Consider the following 18,658-nt stretch of genomic DNA (forward strand, 5'->3'; position numbering starts at 1 on the left):
TTCTTTCTTATGACAGCATAACATATTATTGTAAAAATTAAAATATCTTTACTTTTAATTAAAAAATACCTTTACTTACGTTTCATTTTTTATTATTGAAAACTTTATTATATAAATATTAATTTAGTATTTACTTATGTTTAAATTTTAGATATTATAATATTGAAAGTATTTTTTCCATTATATGGGGGTAAAATATGAAAAAGCTTATATCTGCAGTTATATTAATTATTGTGACTCTTACAACAATTAAATATATATATATATCAAACAAATGTACAGACATGGATTATGCAGTTACACATTATTTTACTACGGGAATTTTCAATAAATATAAGGTGTATGATATGCAGGAGATGACCACATCATTTTCCAACGGTGCAGTTGCATTCATTAAAATTGAGGGTATATCAAATAAATCCCCTCATAGAAAGGTAGGGTATACAGTATTTTTAGGAAAAAACAACAGAGGAGTATGGAAAGTAAAAAAAGTATATCCTGCTGAAATAACTCTTCAGAAAACTGACTTTTAATCCATGCTTTTTATTTATGATTTTTATTTATGATTTTTTTATTTCTCTTTTTCTGCAATCCCTGCATATACCTTTTATCTTGAAATCAAGTTTTTCTTCTTCAAATACAAAGCCTGTTTTATTTTTTATTATTTCCTCTATTTGCTGCATAGGGCAATCTATTTCTATTTGTTTATGACATATTTTACATTGCAATATGTGTTTATGCTTTTCTTTTATTATGACATATTTGTATTCTCCCTGACCTAAGTCAAGTTTCCTCACAATCTTTTTATTTTCGAACAACTCCAGGGATCTATAAATTGTAGATAAATCCACATTTACATTTTTTTCCCCAAGCCTTTCAAATATTCCTTCTGCACTTATTGCATCTTCGCTTTTAGATAATATATCCAAAATATTTAATCTTGCCTTTGTAATTTTTATTTCATATTTTTTTAAACATTTTTCTACATCCATAAATTCACCCCAGGTTTCCATTAAATAAGCATCATTTTAATGCCAAATATAATAAGTATTATACCACCTATATAATCTGCATACTTACTTATAATATGTATTTTTCGAAGATACCTTGAAATTATAAAGGCAGACAAAGATATTAAAAATGTAGTTATACCTATAAACAAAGTACTATATAATATATTTAAGTTGCTTTCTATATTATTTAAAGTAGTAAATCCAATTACCAAAGCATCAATGCTCACTGAAACTCCAAGTACCACAACCATTCCTGGTTTAATAATCAAACATTCTTCTTTACTTTTTAAACCATCTTTAAGCATTAGTATTCCTATTATTAATATTAATGTTCCTCCTACTATCTCAGGTACAGAAGCAATATATCTGTTAAATAAAAATCCTGCATAGGCTCCGGATATTGCAAAAAAGAATTGAAAAAATCCAAAAGAAGCTACAAATTGAATTTTGTTTTTTCTTTTTATTGCTCTATTTAAGCCTATGCAAAGCGAAACACCAAAGGCATCTAAAGAAAGTGCCAGCGCAATCAAAAACAGGGAATAAAACTCCATATTAGTTTTCCTCTCACATTACTTTACTCGTATTAATATTATTTTACTTTATTTTTTTTCCCATGTCTACACCAGGAATATGTACTCAAATTATAACCTATTTAGAATTTATGGGAATCTAAGTAAATATCCATTGTTTTTAAGCCAGCTTCTTTTATTTAAATATTGAGGAATTATGGTTTCCACCAAACTCCAATACTCTTTAGAATGGTTCATGTATATTAAATGGCAAAGTTCGTGTACAACTATATAATCTATTATATCCAAGGGTGCCATTAAAAGCTTGTAATTAAAACTTAAATTTCTATTTGAAGAACAGCTTCCCCATCTGGTTTTTTGACATCTGACTGTAATTTTATGGGGATGTACATTAATTCTTTTACTATAAAAAATTACTTTTCGGTTAAAAATCACCTCAGCCTTTTCTTTATAAAATCTACGGATATTTTCGTTAATGCTGTTTTGATTTTTTATTGATATACTATTGCCATAAATAATAATTTTATCTTTCAGAACTTCTACATGGCATCCTTTTATATCTGACTCACATCTTTCTATTCTCAAAAGCTTTCCCAGCCAAAGCATATTTTTCCCTTCTGAAATACCCATGGATTTCAGATGACCCATCTTGTTTTTTATGATATTTGTGCTTTTGGATATCCAATCTATTTTATCTCTTATTATTTTCTCTATAGAATCATAACTTATGTCAATGGGAGCATTTACAATTACTTCTCCATTTTCATTTATACTGATATTTACACTTTTTATGTTCTTTTTAATTACCTTATATTCAAGTGAAGAAAGTCTATGACTAGTCTCCATCTTTCCACCTTCTCACAATAATTTATCCCATAGCTACCATCATTACTTAAGGCATATAAATTAATTATATTATTTATTATTGACTCTTAGACTTAATGTGTCAAGAGCTGTTAAATTAAATATCACATTTATATTGTTTATGTTGTTATCATACAGCCTCAATTTTTTGTGATTTATTAAATTTTCAATACCATTAAAATATCCTTACTATTATCCTAAAAAAGCTTGCAGCGCTGCTTATATTTGCTGATTATAATGTTGAATTTATAAAATATTTATTGTATAATTAATTTAATTAAATTTATAATTAAAATTACATAAAAGGAGTTATCTTGACATGAAAGAACAGCTCTCACCAATAGAATCACGAAACAGACATGTTAAAACTGCCACTTTAATTTTCTTCATACTGTTAATTTTAATGGTATCTGCAGTAATATTTTTAATATCTTCAATTTAAACTAAAATAAATGCCAATTCATCACTAATCTTATGGCAAATTAACACTAGAATTAACTTAATACGTAAATAAAAAAGAGAGGGATTTTAAAATTCCTCTCTTTTTATACTATATAATTAATAAACAGACGTACAGTAACCTGCATATTTAGGATTTTTCCCTGTTGTAAGTCCAAAGAAAAGTTCCTTAATCTTTTTATAAACCTCTCCCTGCTTTCCTGTACCTACAGGTCTATTATCCACTTTTACTATTGGAGTAACTTCCATGGCAGTTCCACTGAAAAATATTTCATCTGATGCATAAAGCTCTGTTCTTGCAATACTTCTTTCCACCACTTCGATTCCAAGTTCCTCCTTGCCAAGTCTCATAACAAGATCTCTGGTTATGCCTTCCAATACATTGTCGGAAGGTGGAGGTGTAATCAATTGTCCTTTTTTAACAATAAAAATATTTTCCCCTGGTCCCTCACAGACATGTCCATCTGAAGTTAAAAACATAGCTTCATCATATCCGCTTTGGTTTGCCTCCAAAGATGCTAATGCAGAATTCAAATAGGCTGCGGTTGGTTTGGTCCTTGGTGGTAACATACTATCTTCCAGCCTTCTCCATGAAGATATACATACACTTAATTCCTCTTTGCCTGCAAATTTACCCATAGGCTGACAATATATAAGTAATTTAGGTTCTGAATCTGAAAGAGTAGGATTTATATTTGTTCCTCCATCAAATATGACAGGCCTTATGTAGGTAGTCTGCTTAAATTGATTTTTCTTCAATAATTCAACAGTAAATTCACACAACTGATTTACACTATAGGGAATATTTAAATTTAGAGATTTTGCAGATTGAAGCAGTCTTATATAATGATCCTTCAACCTAAATCCATATAGCTGTTTTTCACCATCATCCCAATAAGCTCTTATACCTTCAAAACATCCTAACCCATAGTTGAATGCCTTTGATCTTATACTTATTGTTACTTCACTTTCATCTACAATTTTTCCTTGATAAAATACATATGATTTTGACACAAAAAAGCCCTCCCTTTAAAATTATATTAAAAGTAAATCACATAAAACTGAAATAAAACAATTTACCTTTATATGCCCCAAAATTTTAAATGTTTATACATAAATATACTGCTATAAAAAAAATAAGTCAATAACATTGTCCTAATTAATCAGGGCAAACGCATGAAAAGTTATAATCTCTTATGTCCCAGATAAACTCTGGAATAAATTCTATCATTGCTAAATTTTCACATATGGTGGTATGAACCAATAGCTTTTTTTTAATTAACCAGATAGTCCTTGTTATTGGATATATCCCGTGACATCAAAAATAAGCCCTATTTTATCAAGCCAAAAATGTATGCTTTACAATTGAATCAAGAAAATCTTCATTTGTCATTGCTTTAGCCCTTTTCCTTGGGCCACTCATAGGTTTTTCTGTTTCTATATTTCTAAGTATATTAAGTGCAAACTTCCTAAGTAATGATAGATTCTCTGGACTGTGTTCCTTTCTTGTCCTGTTAGAATCTTCATTAAACACTACATCAAGTACCCAATGCATACTTTCAATTCCCCAGTGCTTACGCACAGCATTTGAAAATTTTACAGCATCAGCCGGTAGAGAACTTATATAGTATCTTTTCTCTATTGTTATTTTCCCTTTTTCTTCACTCTTTCGTACAGCTATTCCTATACTTTTTAAACTTTTCCATTCACTGCGTGTACTGAGCCAATCTATACTTTCTGTAATGTAGTATTTTCGTACTTCATTTCTTCCATGTCCCTTATCTACTGTCATTGTATAATTGTATGGAATACCTTTAAAGCCCGTTTCTACTGCATCATCTAAATATTCTTTAACTTCTTCATAAAAAAGCTTCTGGTTTCCTTTTAGTGCAAGCACATAATCAGAATTCTTATCCACTATCGCTTTTACTATATCTTTCTGACATCCCATTGCATCAGTAGTTACAATACATCCATTAATATCTAGTAATTTTAGAAGTTCTGGAATAGCCGTAATTTCATTACTTTTTTCGGCAGTTTTTACCTGTCCTATAACTATTCTATATTTACTTGCCCATGCACTTACTATATGTATTGCTGATTTTTCTTCAGCTATATTACGTGCTCCGCATACAGTCTTTCCATCAATCGCTATAATAGATCCATTCAAACTTGCTGATATTTCTTCTATCCATTTCATAAAACTACTTCTAAATTCTTTTGGGTCAATCCATTCAAAAACTCTTTGCAAGGTATCATGAGAAGGTATCCCATATGGCAAAGTCAGATATTTTTTGAAGAAATCGATCCTGTCGTTTGCAAAATCTTCTATAGCCACCCAGCTGTCACAATTTGCTAATGTTGCAACTACAGCTATGAATAATATTGATGTTAGGTTATGTTTAATTTTTGTATCCTGTCTTTGATCTGTTATAAGTCCAAAATAATGTGTTAACATTTTACGTTTTACCATGGTATTTTACCTCATATAAATTTATATGATTTATAATACCACAATAATATGTTTAAAAGAAGCTCCAAACTTACTATTTTAGGCATTTTAACACTTTGTTTACTCATGCGTTAACCCTGCCTAATTAATCACATTAAAGAGCTCCTGGGTTCTAATTAAGGACTGATTTAAATGGCCCTGCCACCTGCAATTTTAAATTTTTCTATACTCTTTTTAAGCTCCTCTACCATATTTCTCAGATTTTCTATAGAATTATAAACTTCATCAGCAGATTTACTCATTTCAGTACTGGATGCAGATATCTCTTCAGTCGATGCGGATATCTCTTCTGCAGTAGCTGAATTTTCTTCTGAAGTGCTGACTATTTTGTTCTTGTTTTTTTCTAAATTATCTATAGAAACATTCATATTTTTAATCTTAGGAACCATATTTTCAACAGCATCTGCAATATTTGAAAAAGCCTCCAGAGAAATATTTATGGATTGGGTTTGGCTTGAAATCTTTTCCTCCAGCAGGGAGCTTTGTTTTACTATATCTCCTATTTTTTCAGAAACCAGTTTAACCAGTCTATTTATTTCTGTAGATGAATCTTTTGTCTGAGAAGCCAATTTTCTCACTTCATCTGCTACAACTGCAAATCCCTTCCCGGCTTCTCCTGCCCTAGCTGCCTCTATAGCTGCATTTAGTGCCAGAAGATTTGTCTGATCAGAAACATTATCTATTATATCTGTTATATCATTTATTTTGACAACATTGCTGCTGAACTCAGTAATACTGTTTTGAAATTCTTTAAAAGATGAACTTATTGTTTCTATGGATTTTATTGTTTTAGGCAGCTGCCTGCTGTTTTCCTGTGCCATGATATTTATTTTATTAGAACTTTTATCTATATTATTTATTTCTTTAATTATTGCTGCTAATTCATTGCTAAAAGAATCCAGCACTTCATTTACACCAATTAATTGCTGAGCCTGACTTGTATTTGCGGAAGCCACCTGACTTATAGTATCTGATACATTTCCTGATGAGTCCATAAGCTCCTTGGAAGTCAAAACCAAATTGTCATATTCACCGGTTATAAGGTTAAATTTATTTTTAATTTCAAATAGCAAATTATTGAGGGATTTTTGCATATTGCTTATACCTTTTACAAGCAATCCACCTTCATCCTTGTAATTCAAATATTTATCAGGCACATTTTTTGTAAAATCTCCTTCTGCCATTAGGCTTATATGTTTTGATGAATAAAGCATTACTCTTATTATCCTTGTTATAAAAATATTCACCGCTACAATTGCCAATGCAAGTATTAAAACTACGATAATGCCTATGCCTACAAAAGTATTGTATATTTGACTTTTCAGTACACTTTTATTTACACCGATAAAAAACATGCCTATGTTATTTCCACTGCTGTTTTTTATGGGATTGTATATTACTTCATAGGGCTCATTTAATATTTCTGCCTCTCCCTGGTAATTCTGCCCTAATTCTAATACTTTATTTGATACCTGAGCTGATGCCTTTGTATTTACAGCTCTTTTGCCATCTTTTACTATAGTTGTAGACACTCTGGTGTCATTTAAAAATATAGTAACATGATCTCCTGTTTCTTTATTTATCTCATCTACAAATGCAGTATTTCCGCTTATAAGCTTATTTCCCTTATACAGTTTTCCATTTTTATTCTGCCAGGAACCACTGTATTTTTCATTTAATAATTTTAAAGCCATTGCAGAATTTGACTTAAGCTGACTTGAATAACTATTAATGGTCATTTTGCTTAAATTATAGTATACCAATATCAAAATAGCTGTACTTAAAATCAACATTATAGTTATCACCAAAAGATTAATTTTTGATTTAATAGTTAAGCTTTTCATATAAAATCCCCCCAAAATAAAAAATTCAAAGTCTGCTTTAAATCCTGTATACTATCCACTACTTATATTCCATTCATCACTTCTTGAAAAACATTTTTTACTATTGGCACAACATACTGGCTTCCACCCTTATCCTTGGCATTCTCCACCATGGCCACCACAAGAAGATTTGGATTATCAACATTTACTGCAGCAAACCAACCTACTTCTGTACCTGTAATATCCTGCTGGGACGACTTTATTTCCGCTGTACCTGTCTTTCCCGCCAGAGTTATCCCTGATATATAGGCTCCATGTCCCGTTCCTTCAGGGTTCTGCACCACCTGTACTAAATCATTTAAAATAACATTTGCTATTTCTTTTGAATATACATTTTTCTTCCATATTTGTGCCTTTGCATTATGTTCATATAATAGATAGGGTTTTACAATATCGCCGTCATTTACGAAAGAATCATAGATGGCCATTAAATGAACCGGATTTAACAGTATTTCTCCCTGTCCGTATCCGCTGTCTGCCAGTTGAATTTCATTTTTTATATGTCCATCTGCTCCAAACTGGGATTTTGACAATCCATATTCAAAAGGTATTTTTTCACCAATTCCAAATTTTTTAAGCTCAGCTTCCATATTATCTTTTCCAATATCCAATGCAGTTTCTGCAAAGTATATGTTGTCTGAATAAATAAAGGCATTTAAAAGATCACTGGGCTGACCATAATTCTCCACTCTAGTGACATAATAGTTTCCCCAGCTGCTGTCTTTCTGCCATTTAGTTCCTGAGATATTCTTGGATAACTGTGGATTTAATTTATTGGTTTTCAGTCCTATAGCTGCCGTAACAGGTTTAAACACAGAACCTGGCACTACATTGCTCTGAAAGCGGTTATAAAAAGGTTTTCTCTTATCTTCATTTAAACTTTTCCAAGTATCACTTGACATGCCCATAATAAAATCATTGGGGTCAAAAGAAGGGGTGCTGACGAGAGCCAAAACCTCACCAGTTTTGGGATTCATACTAACTCCGGTACCTGCATCTTCCTTTAATTGATCATATAACAGACTTTGAATTTTGGAATCTATAGTAAGTTTTATATCCTTACCATTGTGTACCTTTTTTCTTATAATTGTGCTTTTCCGCTTTCCGTTTCCATCCATGATATATATATCGTATCCATTTTCCGCTTTTAAAACATTATCATATATTTTTTCCAATCCGGACTCGCCAATTATATCATCAGCTCCATAATTATTATTTGATTTCAAGTCCTCTGCTGTAACTTTACGTACATACCCTGTAAGATGGGCGGCAGCATTCTTTAACGGATATACCCTTTCCCCAATATCCTTTACACTTACTCCTGAAATCTTTTCCAGGATATTGAGTCTCTCATCATCTTCCGGTATGACCTTTACAGGCACAAACATATCGTTCTTTACATAGGAAGCTGAAAGCTTCTTGTCTATATCATCCTTTGACATATTTAAAAGATCTGCCACATCTGCCTTTACCTTTTCCCCATTGTCACCAAGATCACCAGGGACAATGCCAACTTGGGCTGCACTTCCATCTTCTGCTATAGCACTGTCATTTCTATCATAAATAGTTCCTCTTTTACCCTTTGCAGTATCCACCCTGACTTTATCTTTCTCATTTAGCTGAGGAAATATGGCCTTAGAATCCCACATTACCTTCCAAGCTTTATTTTCTTTTTTTAAAGTTATTGTGTTTAAAAAATGCAAGTTTCCGGCTGCTGTATTCATATCCACTTTAACAGGGACTTTTGCATTTCCATCTTCATATTTTATATCTTTAGTGTTGTCAATATCTACACTTATATTTTTTGCCCCTATGCCGCTGTAAATGTTACTATATCTGTTTACAAAGTTCTTTTCTGAAATTTCAGACTTGCTTTCATCACTTATATTGCCGTACATGGATATGTAGTTACATTTTGTCCAAGCATTTATATACTCATTTAAACCTTCTTTTACCATTTGATCTCTGCTGCATCCTGTAGTACTCATTATAAATAGAATTATAAAAATTTTCCATAAAAATTTGCATTTCATAAATTAGTACCTCATTTTACAAATTCATATTATTCAATATATTCCTCAGCTCTTTTAATTCCTCCCTGGTTAAAGTCACTCCCTTTCCCATTTTATCATGTTCCGGTGCCCAATCCCTTATATCGTATTTGACTTCTCTGTCATTCCAACTAATTAAATTCAGCTCCTTTTTCCATCCTTTTGCAGATTCAGAAAGTACCCCTTCATTTTCCTCTATTTTATATTTTATTCCTGCCATTTTACATACACCTCTTACAATCAAAAGTTTTATTGATATATTGTACCTATGAGAACAGTCCTTATGTAATATTTTCAGACAATATTTTCTTTAAAGTATCCACAATATAAGATATATCCTGTCTTTTGACCCAGTAGTTAGTTACGAACCTCATTTTCCCGCCCTCTTCAGGATTTATTTTAATTCCATTTTTATAAAATTCGTCAACCAATTTATTACTGTCATATCCTGTTCCAGACATATCGAAAAAAACCATATTTATTTGAATGTCCTTTATATTGACTTTTATACCAGGTATTTTCGACAGCTCTTCCCCAAGTAAAAGAGCATTTTCATGATCTTCACCTAACCTGCCAACCATATCTTTCAAAGCTACAAGCCCAGCTGCTGCCAGAAAACCTGCCTGTCTTAATCCGCCTCCCATAAGCTTCCTGCACTTTCTGGCTTTTCTAATAAATTCCTTGGACCCGGCCAGCATAGAACCTACTGGGGCACATAATCCTTTTGACAAACAAAACATTACAGAATCACAGTACTTTGTTATTTCCCTTACATCCACTCCCAGGTAGGAGGCAGCATTAAACACCCTGGCGCCGTCAAGATGGACTGGTATATTATATTCCTTAGCAGCATGGTAGATTTCTCCCATATTTTTTAAAGAAAGTACCTTTCCATCAGAATAAGCATTTTCCATACATATGAGGCTGGTTTCCGGATAATGTATATCTTCCTCAGATCTTATTGTGTTTTTCACTTCATCAGGATCCATTTCTCCCCCATTAGTTCTCAAAGTTCTAAGTTGAACTCCTGCAATAACAGATGCTGCACCTACCTCGTGAACTACAATATGACAATCGCTTCCAAGTATTACTTCCGATCCTCTTTTACAGTGGGTAAACAGGGAAAGCTGATTTCCAAAAGTACCGCTTGGCACAAACAATGCTGCTTCTTTGCCTACAAGTTTAGGTGCATATTCCTCCAGTTCCCTCATAGTTGGATCATCACCGTACACATCATCTCCAACCTCGGCTTTATACATGGCATCCCTCATAGCTTGAGTTGGTTCAGTTGCAGTGTCGCTTCTCAATTCTATAAATCTCATAGAAAAACACTCCTCTCTTTAAATTCATTATCTTAATTATAAACTTATAGGTTTCAAAACACCATAATTAAAGCTGTATTGTACCATAAATTGAGCTATTCATATCATAAATTAAACTTCTGGATACTATTAAATAATATCCAGAAGCTTAATTTGAAAAAGCGCTTTATTTTCTAAAACAACATTTACTCTCGTATTTGTCCTTCTCCATAGATCATATATTTAGCAGTTGTCAACTCACTCAATCCCATAGGTCCCCTGGCGTGAAGTTTTTGAGTGCTTATACCTATTTCTGCACCAAATCCGAATTCTCCACCATCAGTAAACCTAGTGGAAGCATTTACATATACAGCTGCTGCATCAACTTCTCTCAAAAACCTCTGGGATGAAGCATAATTATTTGTTATTATGGATTCAGAGTGTTTTGTACCATATTTATAAATGTGATCTATAGCTTCATCCATGGAATCAACTACTTTTACAGCTAAAATCAAATCCAGGAATTCCCTTTCATAATCTTCCTCAGTAGCCAATTTTGTACCGGGAATCAATTCCTGTGTTTTACTGCATCCTCTTATTTCAACATTCAACTTTTTCAAGGTATCACCCAAATGGGGCAAAAATTCCTCAGCTGCATCTTTATGAACAAGCAATGTTTCCATAGCATTGCAGACTGCTGGTCTTTGAGTTTTAGCATTTACAACTATATCTTCTGCCATATTTAAATCTGCGTCGGCATCCACATATACATGACAATTTCCAGATCCTGTTTTAATTACAGGTACAGTAGAGTTTTTTACAACAGAACTTATAAGCCCGTTACCGCCTCTTGGTATTAAAACATCTACGTATCTATTTAGTTTCATCAAGACTTCCACTGCCTTCCTTTCAGTAACATGGATAAATTCCATAGAACCTTCCGGAAGACCTGCTCCGATGGCAGCCTTATTTATAATGTTATATATAGCCGAATTGGAATTAATAGCTTCTTTTCCTCCTCTTAAAATAACCGAATTCCCACTTTTAAGGCATAATGCCGAAGCATCTACTGTTACATTTGGCCTGGCTTCATATATTATTCCTATTGTTCCCAGGGGAACTCTTACCTTTTCAATACGCAAATCATTAGGTCTCTTCCACATTTTTATACCCTCTCCTATGGGATCAGGAAGAGAAGCTACTCTCTCAAGACCATCCGCCATAGAATTTATTCTTTTTTCATCCAAGGATAACCTGTCAATAAATGCTTTGCTTTTTCCTAATTTTTTTGCATTTTTCAAATCCAATTCATTGGCCCTTAAAATATCTTCTTTATTACTTTTTACCTTTTCCGCCATAGACAGTAATGCCCTGTTTTTCATTCCACTGCCTGCATTGGATAGTATTCTGGCTGCTAAGCCAGCCCTTCTGGCCTTTTCTATAACATAATCATCTATATTCATACTTATCTTCACCTCTCATATTTTACCTAATGAAGTAATTCTTAGGTGTGCCTAAACTTTCTCATATAAACTGCCTTATGTAATTTATTCATAATTGTAGCAATAAATTAATATATGGTCAACAAGTTTTTTCTCTTGCTTTATAAATAAACCAAATGAACCGCTAACATTCAATTGCAAATTTAAGGTTTTATGTAGATAAACATTTAAGAACATTTCTTATTCAGCCTTTAGAATACTTATAAAAATATAGTATAAGTATATATAATGTTCTAAATATATATTATAATTATATATAGCTGAGAATTACTTTTTCAGCAAACAAATTTTGATTATGTATAAATCTCGCTTTTGAGGTAAAAATAATTTATAGTAAAAGTGGGAGGGTGGTATTAATGGCAAGAACACCGCTAAAAAAAATAATAAAAGCAAAACTAAAAGCAAACAGAGAACTTACAGAGGCGGAGAAGCTGAGAGAAAAGCTAAAATATGAGATTGCAGAAGATTTAGGATTAAAAGAAAAAGTTGATCTTTATGGATGGAGCAGCTTAACAGCTGAAGAAACAGGACGAATTGGCGGTATTATGACTAAAAGAAAAAAAGAATTGAAAATTCCCAAGAACGAAACCTTAATAAGCAATGAGATGGTCAAAAGAAAACATTAACTTAATTATAAAGAATATAATATTAACTTATGAAAACAAAAGCTTTACATTTCTACAGCTATAAATATAAAATACATTACAGGAAGGAGCAAAAGCCGTTAAATACAAATTGTAACGGAGATATAGATGAACTGCTATAAAAGATTTGCACATATATATGATGATTTAATAAATGAAGATATTGACTATAATGCCTGGTGTTTAAAAATTTTAAACCTGTGTCAGCTTTTAAATGTAAAAAAGCAAGATTACTTGGATTTGGCCTGTGGAACAGGCAATATGACAGAAAAAATAGCACCCCATTTTGAAAACAGCTGGGCGGTAGACTTATCTAATGAAATGCTCTCTGAGGCAGATGAGAAACTTAGAAACAAAAGATTAAAAATAAATTTAATATGCGAAGATATAAGCAAGTTAAATTTAAATAGACAATTTGATTTAATAACCTGTTGTCTTGATTCCACAAACTATTTATTAGGAGAAAAATTTTTGGAAAATTATTTCAGGGGTGTATTCAGCCATCTGAATTCCAATGGAATATTTATATTTGACATAAATTCATATTATAAGATTACCAGTATACTAAGTAATAACACTTACACTTATGATGATGAAAAAATAACTTACATATGGGAAAATTATTTGGAAAATGAAATTGTGGACATGTATCTTACATTTTTTTTAAAATGCAAAGACGTATACAAGCGATTTGATGAACACCATAGGGAAAGGGCCTATAGGTGTAAAACCATAGAACAGATTCTAAAAAATTGCGGATTAAATGTTATAAAAAGACTTGACAACTATGAGGATAAAACTGTAACTGATACTTCTGAAAGAATAGTTTATGTAGTAAATAAACAAAACAAATAAATTGCTAATACTTATAGGAGATGAATTAAATCATGGAAGATAAATTAGTACGAGCTACAGCTAAAGACAATAATATTAGAATAATTGCAGCCTCTACTACAAATCTGGTAAATAAAGCTGTTAAGATTCACAAATGCTATCCTACTGCAGCTGCAGCCCTGGGGAGAATGTTAACTGCTGGAAGCCTTATGGGTGCAATGTTAAAATCCCAATCTGACAGTTTAACTTTAAGAATATCAGGAGGTGGTAATGCACATGGAATAATAGTAACCTCCTATGCAGATGCACATGTAAAAGGATATATTGGAAATCCTATGGCCAATCTGCCACCTAATAGTAAAGGAAAGCTGAATGTAGGTGGGATCATAGGTACAAATGGGAATTTAACTGTTACAAGGGACATGGGCCTAAAGGAACCTTATTCCAGCCAGGTTCCCATACAAACTGGAGAAATAGGAGATGATCTGGCTTTCTATTTTACAGTTTCAGAACAAACCCCATCTGCTGTAGGTGTTGGAGTTTTAGTAGATACAGATCTAAGCATAAAATCTGCAGGTGGATTTATAATTCAAATGATGCCTGGAGCAGACAGAGGTTTGTCGGATCTATTGACCTGCAGATTACAGGAAATACCTCCTATATCAACTATGATAGACAACCAAAAGGATATTTATGAAGTATTAGATGATATCTTCAATGATATGGATTTAAAAATATTGGATGAGCTTACCCCTTCCTATCAATGTGACTGCTCCAGAGAAAGAGTGGAAAAAGCCTTTATAAGCATAGGTTCCAAGGATTTGGAAAAGATCTACAATGAAGGTAAGTCCGAAGAACTAAAATGTAATTTTTGTAATAAGTCCTACATATTTACCCACCAGCAAATAGGAGAATTACTTAAAAGCACTAAAAAAAATCTTTAAAATCAATTTATGGATTTTGAAAAACTTATATGTTATAATTGTTTAAAAAATTAAAAATATCTTTATAAATGCCAAAGATTATTATATATACATACAAAAGAAAGGATGATTTAACATGGAATCAAAATATGATCTGACGGATCCCTACCAAATAGCCAAATATATAAAAGAAGCTAAAAAATCCACTCCAGTTAAAGTGTATATTCAAGGAGATATATCAAAATGCAGTTTAGGAAATATAGAAGATTACAGTAATGGCAATTTTCATATCCTCTTTGGTGAGAGCAGTGAAATATCTAAATTTTTAAATAAAAACAAAGATAAGATTCATCATTTCAGAATGGAACAAGACAGAAGGAATTCAGCTATTCCACTTATAGATTTGATAAATATAGATGCCAGAATTGAACCTGGTGCAATAATACGTGATAAAGTCAAAATAGGGAAAAATGCGGTTATAATGATGGGCGCAGTGGTAAATATAGGTGCTGAAATAGGTGAAGGCGCTATGATAGACATGAATGCAGTTGTAGGTGCCAGAGGTAAAATAGGTAAAAACGTTCATTTAGGTGCTGGAGCTGTAGTAGCTGGAGTTCTGGAACCACCCAGCAAATCTCCCTGCGAAATAGGTGATGATGTACTGATAGGTGCCAATTCAGTAATTCTAGAAGGTGTAAAAATAGGGAAAGGTGCAGTTATTGCTGCCGGTTCAGTGGTAATAGAAGACATTCCCTCAGGGGTTGTAGCTGCCGGTACTCCTGCAAAAATAATAAAAGCAGTAGATGACAGCACTAAAAATAAAACTGAAATTTTAGCAGATTTAAGAAAATAAAATAATATAAAACCAAGCGGATAAGATAAAATTTAAAAAAATCTTATCTTATCCGCTGAAATACATTATTTACACTTAATCTAACTTCAGGTCATATTCTGATGGTATAAAATTATTTAAGTTTAATTCATGTTTAATTTTATGCCAAAATTCTTGTTCGTTCTCTGGAATATCTTCAAGTTGCTCATTCATAATATCAAGCCATGCATATTCTCTATTTTCAACATATACTTCCTTACTGTCAATTGCTTTTCTTATTTCATCTATGGCAATTTGAGCTGAACGTTTTGTTCTCACAAAAGGATCTTCAATCTTCACTATTTCCTTACTTATTCTAAAAACTACATCTGGTCTTAATACATATGCCTGAGGATCGTATCCAGCATCTGATTCTGTAAGTAAATCCCTAAAATTATTGGCAAAACCTTTGCTTGATGCGGTGTTCATGAGTCTACAGTCATATATCAATTGTTCTGTGGAAACTATTGGAGCCATATCACTTAACAGTTTAATCTGCTGTACAGATTCATTACTCCAAAGGTCAGCTACAGCAGCAGTTATATTACCTATTGGGCTAAAATGTGCACAGGAAGCAGACTTTCCCTCCATAGAAATTGGAGCACCTGTTATAGCTTTTAAATATGGACCTTCATAAGCACAATCCTTGCTTGGTCCCACTGCACCCATCTCAAAGGCCACTAATGCTCTAGCAACTGTTGCTACCCTGACTACTGCTGCAAATACTTTTGGTATAAAACCTCTTTCTGCAAGTACCATTGCTGTATTGGCAAAACCACAGGCAGAATCCCCTGCCGAGATACTATCAGTTTCTTTTGCTATCCTGCCAATATTGTCCCAAAGGAATCTCATATCACGTACCCCCAATATTCCTATAGAAAATATTACTTTTTCTAGGTCAGCATTCACAAGTGCCTCATCATGTATTTCTTTTCCCCCCGTAGATTCTACAGAAAGAAAATCAGCACCATTTTCTGCACATCCTCTAAAGGTTTTAAGCATATTCTCCCATATTTGACCTTTTCTCATTATAGGCGGTTTGTTAATTTCCCGGACATCATTGGGCGTGATTCTAAGTGCACTTTTAAGTCCATATTTAATTTCATACTCATACATGACATCACGAACTACTTTATTAATCTCTATTCCCCATTCTGGGTTTACAGTCATAGGTGGAAGAAGTTCTAATTCCACCACCAAGCCTTTGCAATATAATTCTCTTGCCCTTTTTAATACTCCGTCTATTATCTGCTTATATATATTTCTTATTTCAGGCATTGTAGTGTTATTAATTTTAATAGGTGGTAATGTGAAATTTATTTCCGGATAAATTTCCCCTCCTCCTATTATCAATCCATTTTTTGTTGCCACCGGATTTTCAGCCACACCATATATAAAATCTTTTAATGAACTATAAGCTAACCTATTAAACTTTTTACTCATATGAAGTCCTCCTCGTAGAATAAGGCAATTTTAACTTGAGTGTCTTTTTATCAGAATATCTCTTGCTAATTCTGCAGCAGTAGCCGCATCTGGTGCATAAATATCTGCATCAACTTGCTTTGCATAGATATCTGTAACTGCTGCACCGCCTATCATAAATATATATTTATTTTTTATACCATTGGCCTTAAAAGTTTTAATTACCTCTCCAATAGAAGGCATGGTAGTGGTCAATAACGCTGAAAGTCCTATAATATTTGCATTGACTTCTTCAGCTTTTTCCACAAATGTTTCTGGTGTAACATCTACTCCTAAATCATATACTTCTATTCCTGCTCCCTGCATCATCATTTTAACCAGGTTTTTGCCAATATCATGTAAATCACCTTTTACAGTACCAATAACAACTGTGCCTATGGGTTTTATACCTGATTCCGTTAATATTGGTTCTAATATTTTTAAACCAGTACTCATAGCTCTTGCTGCAATAAGCATTTCAGGTACGTATATTTCACTATTTTTAAATTTTATACCTACTTCATCCATAGCAGCTATTAAAGCTTCATCTAAAATCTTCTTTGCACTGATCTTTTTCTCTATTGACTGTAACACGAGCTCCTTTGTTTTTCTTACATCACCTTTTTGAACATATAAAGAGAGTTCCTTTAAATCCATTTTAATTACCCCTATCCATTATGTTTTGTCCATTTACGGGAAAATATCAAAAATTCATCTGCTTCTTTTTTACTTGAGCAATTTACAACAAAGAACACACCGTCTGGAGAAATGTTATTTAAAATAGGTTCTACCTGTTCAGGTATAATTTCTCTTATAACTAATTTTTTCCCGCATAATTGAATTTGTTTATAAACCTCTATAGATACTTTACTGGAAAAATCCTTAATTACTTTATTAAATTTCGGATTATATTTTGGTACAGGATCCCATTCTATTGAATGAAGCCCTTTTAATTTCAATAATATGGATAAATATTTAATTTGATCTTCACCATCTAAATTAAAAAGAGCCTGAGCCAAATGATCGGCTTCTCTTTGAATTGCAGGAAATACTATACCCTCAAACATAGCTGGTGAAATCATTGCTGAAAATTCACTTAAAAGTGGATACCAGGTTTTTGTGTTTGCAATAGGAACCCATGAAGTAAAGACCTTTTTATATCTGCTTATGATATTTATATTTTCATCAAATACTTCTTTCCAGAATTCATCGATTTGAAAAAGGAATTTTTTAATTTTATCTGGTTCAACAATCAAGTCCATTAGTAAATTTTCTCTTCCTCTTAAAGATGCTATTACGTCCATATTTACACCAACATCAGTAATACTGGTGATATATTTTCCCTCTGATGCTTCACAAAAACTTTTGGTAATGTTAATAAATTTTTTATAAATTTCACTATCTTTTAGAAGGATGAGTTTGGGTAAATCATTCCAATCTGAAATGATAGGTTTAACATCGTACCATATAGTGTCCTCTGCTAATTTATACTCAGAACCTAGAAATGAAGCTAAGATACCAGATCCGAAATCAATATTGGCAATGGGAACTGCATCACCAGCAAAATAAGTAGTATTAAGTTTTTGATTAGTTTCTTCCAATCTATAATCTATATCAAACCATTTTTGTTCAAGAGAACCTGGAGGCTTTATTGGTGGATATTTGCCAATGGTTGTTTCATCTGGTGCTGTAATAGCAAAATATGCTCCTTCTCCTTCAAATCTTTTATCCCAAAAACTATAATGTCTATTAAGTCTTTTTTTCATTTCCTCTGAATCCAACAAGTATTTCATCCCCCACTATATAATAA

Annotated in this window: 18 protein-coding genes; 5 read left to right on the forward strand and 13 right to left on the reverse strand. The window is 32.5% G+C overall.

All coding sequences use genetic code 11. The features are described 5' to 3' along the window. Positions 1-197 precede the first annotated feature (197 nt). Positions 198-533 (forward strand): hypothetical protein, encoded by a 336-nt coding sequence (locus ACYUJ6_RS13090; protein WP_461843199.1) that lies wholly within the window; start codon positions 198-200, stop codon positions 531-533. A gap of 27 nt (positions 534-560) precedes the next feature. Here ACYUJ6_RS13090 and ACYUJ6_RS13095 read toward each other — a convergent pair whose 3' ends face one another. From ACYUJ6_RS13095 to ACYUJ6_RS13140, 10 genes are all read right to left on the reverse strand, one after another. After that, positions 561-992 (reverse strand): Fur family transcriptional regulator, encoded by a 432-nt coding sequence (locus ACYUJ6_RS13095; RefSeq protein WP_461843200.1) that lies wholly within the window; start codon positions 990-992, stop codon positions 561-563. A gap of 20 nt (positions 993-1,012) precedes the next feature. Beyond that, the gene (locus ACYUJ6_RS13100) at positions 1,013-1,564 is read right to left on the reverse strand and encodes a manganese efflux pump MntP (protein WP_461843201.1); all 552 of its coding nucleotides are present in this window, start codon (positions 1,562-1,564) and stop codon (positions 1,013-1,015) included. 108 nt (positions 1,565-1,672) lie between these two features. Beyond that, positions 1,673-2,389 carry a M48 family metallopeptidase gene (locus tag ACYUJ6_RS13105; protein WP_461843202.1) on the reverse strand — a complete coding sequence of 239 codons (717 nt, stop codon included), beginning with the start codon at positions 2,387-2,389 and terminating at the stop codon, positions 1,673-1,675. A gap of 576 nt (positions 2,390-2,965) precedes the next feature. After that, positions 2,966-3,880, reverse strand: a complete 915-nt coding sequence (locus tag ACYUJ6_RS13110; RefSeq protein ID WP_461843203.1) for a branched-chain amino acid transaminase — start codon at positions 3,878-3,880, stop codon at positions 2,966-2,968. Positions 3,881-4,205: 325 nt separating this feature from the next. Continuing rightward, positions 4,206-5,339, reverse strand: coding sequence for an ISAs1 family transposase (locus ACYUJ6_RS13115; RefSeq protein WP_461842474.1), 1,134 nt, complete (start codon positions 5,337-5,339; stop codon positions 4,206-4,208). Between the two features lie 167 nt (positions 5,340-5,506). Continuing rightward, positions 5,507-7,222, reverse strand: coding sequence for a methyl-accepting chemotaxis protein (locus ACYUJ6_RS13120; protein ID WP_461843204.1), 1,716 nt, complete (start codon positions 7,220-7,222; stop codon positions 5,507-5,509). A gap of 62 nt (positions 7,223-7,284) precedes the next feature. Beyond that, positions 7,285-9,294 carry a penicillin-binding transpeptidase domain-containing protein gene (locus ACYUJ6_RS13125; RefSeq protein ID WP_461843205.1) on the reverse strand — a complete coding sequence of 670 codons (2,010 nt, stop codon included), beginning with the start codon at positions 9,292-9,294 and terminating at the stop codon, positions 7,285-7,287. Between the two features lie 16 nt (positions 9,295-9,310). Then, entirely contained in the window at positions 9,311-9,532 is a 222-nt protein-coding gene (locus ACYUJ6_RS13130) for a YdbC family protein (protein ID WP_461843206.1), read from the reverse strand. A 61-nt stretch (positions 9,533-9,593) separates the two neighbouring features. Then, on the reverse strand, positions 9,594-10,634 hold the full coding sequence (ltaE, locus tag ACYUJ6_RS13135) for a low-specificity L-threonine aldolase (RefSeq protein ID WP_461843207.1): 1,041 nt from the start codon (positions 10,632-10,634) through the stop codon (positions 9,594-9,596). Between the two features lie 185 nt (positions 10,635-10,819). Then, positions 10,820-12,076: a glutamate-5-semialdehyde dehydrogenase gene (locus tag ACYUJ6_RS13140; RefSeq protein WP_461843208.1), complete on the reverse strand. Its 1,257-nt coding sequence runs from the start codon at positions 12,074-12,076 to the stop codon at positions 10,820-10,822. Positions 12,077-12,471: 395 nt separating this feature from the next. Between ACYUJ6_RS13140 and ACYUJ6_RS13145 the strand changes: the two genes are divergently transcribed. From ACYUJ6_RS13145 to dapD, 4 genes are all read left to right on the forward strand, one after another. Next, entirely contained in the window at positions 12,472-12,741 is a 270-nt protein-coding gene (locus ACYUJ6_RS13145) for a small, acid-soluble spore protein, alpha/beta type (RefSeq protein ID WP_461843209.1), read from the forward strand. A gap of 126 nt (positions 12,742-12,867) precedes the next feature. Then, positions 12,868-13,614, forward strand: coding sequence for a class I SAM-dependent DNA methyltransferase (locus tag ACYUJ6_RS13150; protein ID WP_461843210.1), 747 nt, complete (start codon positions 12,868-12,870; stop codon positions 13,612-13,614). A 32-nt stretch (positions 13,615-13,646) separates the two neighbouring features. Then, positions 13,647-14,537 carry an Hsp33 family molecular chaperone HslO gene (gene hslO, locus ACYUJ6_RS13155; protein ID WP_461843211.1) on the forward strand — a complete coding sequence of 297 codons (891 nt, stop codon included), beginning with the start codon at positions 13,647-13,649 and terminating at the stop codon, positions 14,535-14,537. Positions 14,538-14,652: 115 nt separating this feature from the next. After that, positions 14,653-15,369, forward strand: a complete 717-nt coding sequence (dapD, locus tag ACYUJ6_RS13160) for a 2,3,4,5-tetrahydropyridine-2,6-dicarboxylate N-acetyltransferase (RefSeq protein ID WP_461843212.1) — start codon at positions 14,653-14,655, stop codon at positions 15,367-15,369. Positions 15,370-15,444: 75 nt separating this feature from the next. On the opposite strand, the gene ACYUJ6_RS13165 is transcribed toward dapD, so the two are convergent. Genes ACYUJ6_RS13165 through ACYUJ6_RS13175 form a run of 3 tightly spaced genes read right to left on the reverse strand, consistent with a single transcriptional unit; the run spans position 15,445 to position 18,641 of the window. Then, positions 15,445-16,830 carry a methyltransferase MtaB domain-containing protein gene (locus tag ACYUJ6_RS13165; RefSeq protein WP_461843213.1) on the reverse strand — a complete coding sequence of 462 codons (1,386 nt, stop codon included), beginning with the start codon at positions 16,828-16,830 and terminating at the stop codon, positions 15,445-15,447. A 30-nt stretch (positions 16,831-16,860) separates the two neighbouring features. Continuing rightward, a complete protein-coding gene (locus tag ACYUJ6_RS13170) occupies positions 16,861-17,505 on the reverse strand; it encodes a corrinoid protein (RefSeq protein ID WP_461843214.1) in 645 nt (214 codons plus the stop codon). Between the two features lie 11 nt (positions 17,506-17,516). Then, positions 17,517-18,641 carry a hypothetical protein gene (locus tag ACYUJ6_RS13175; RefSeq protein WP_461843215.1) on the reverse strand — a complete coding sequence of 375 codons (1,125 nt, stop codon included), beginning with the start codon at positions 18,639-18,641 and terminating at the stop codon, positions 17,517-17,519. Between the last annotated feature and the right edge of the window lie 17 nt (positions 18,642-18,658).

The organism is Clostridium sp. JNZ X4-2, assembly GCF_054889485.1.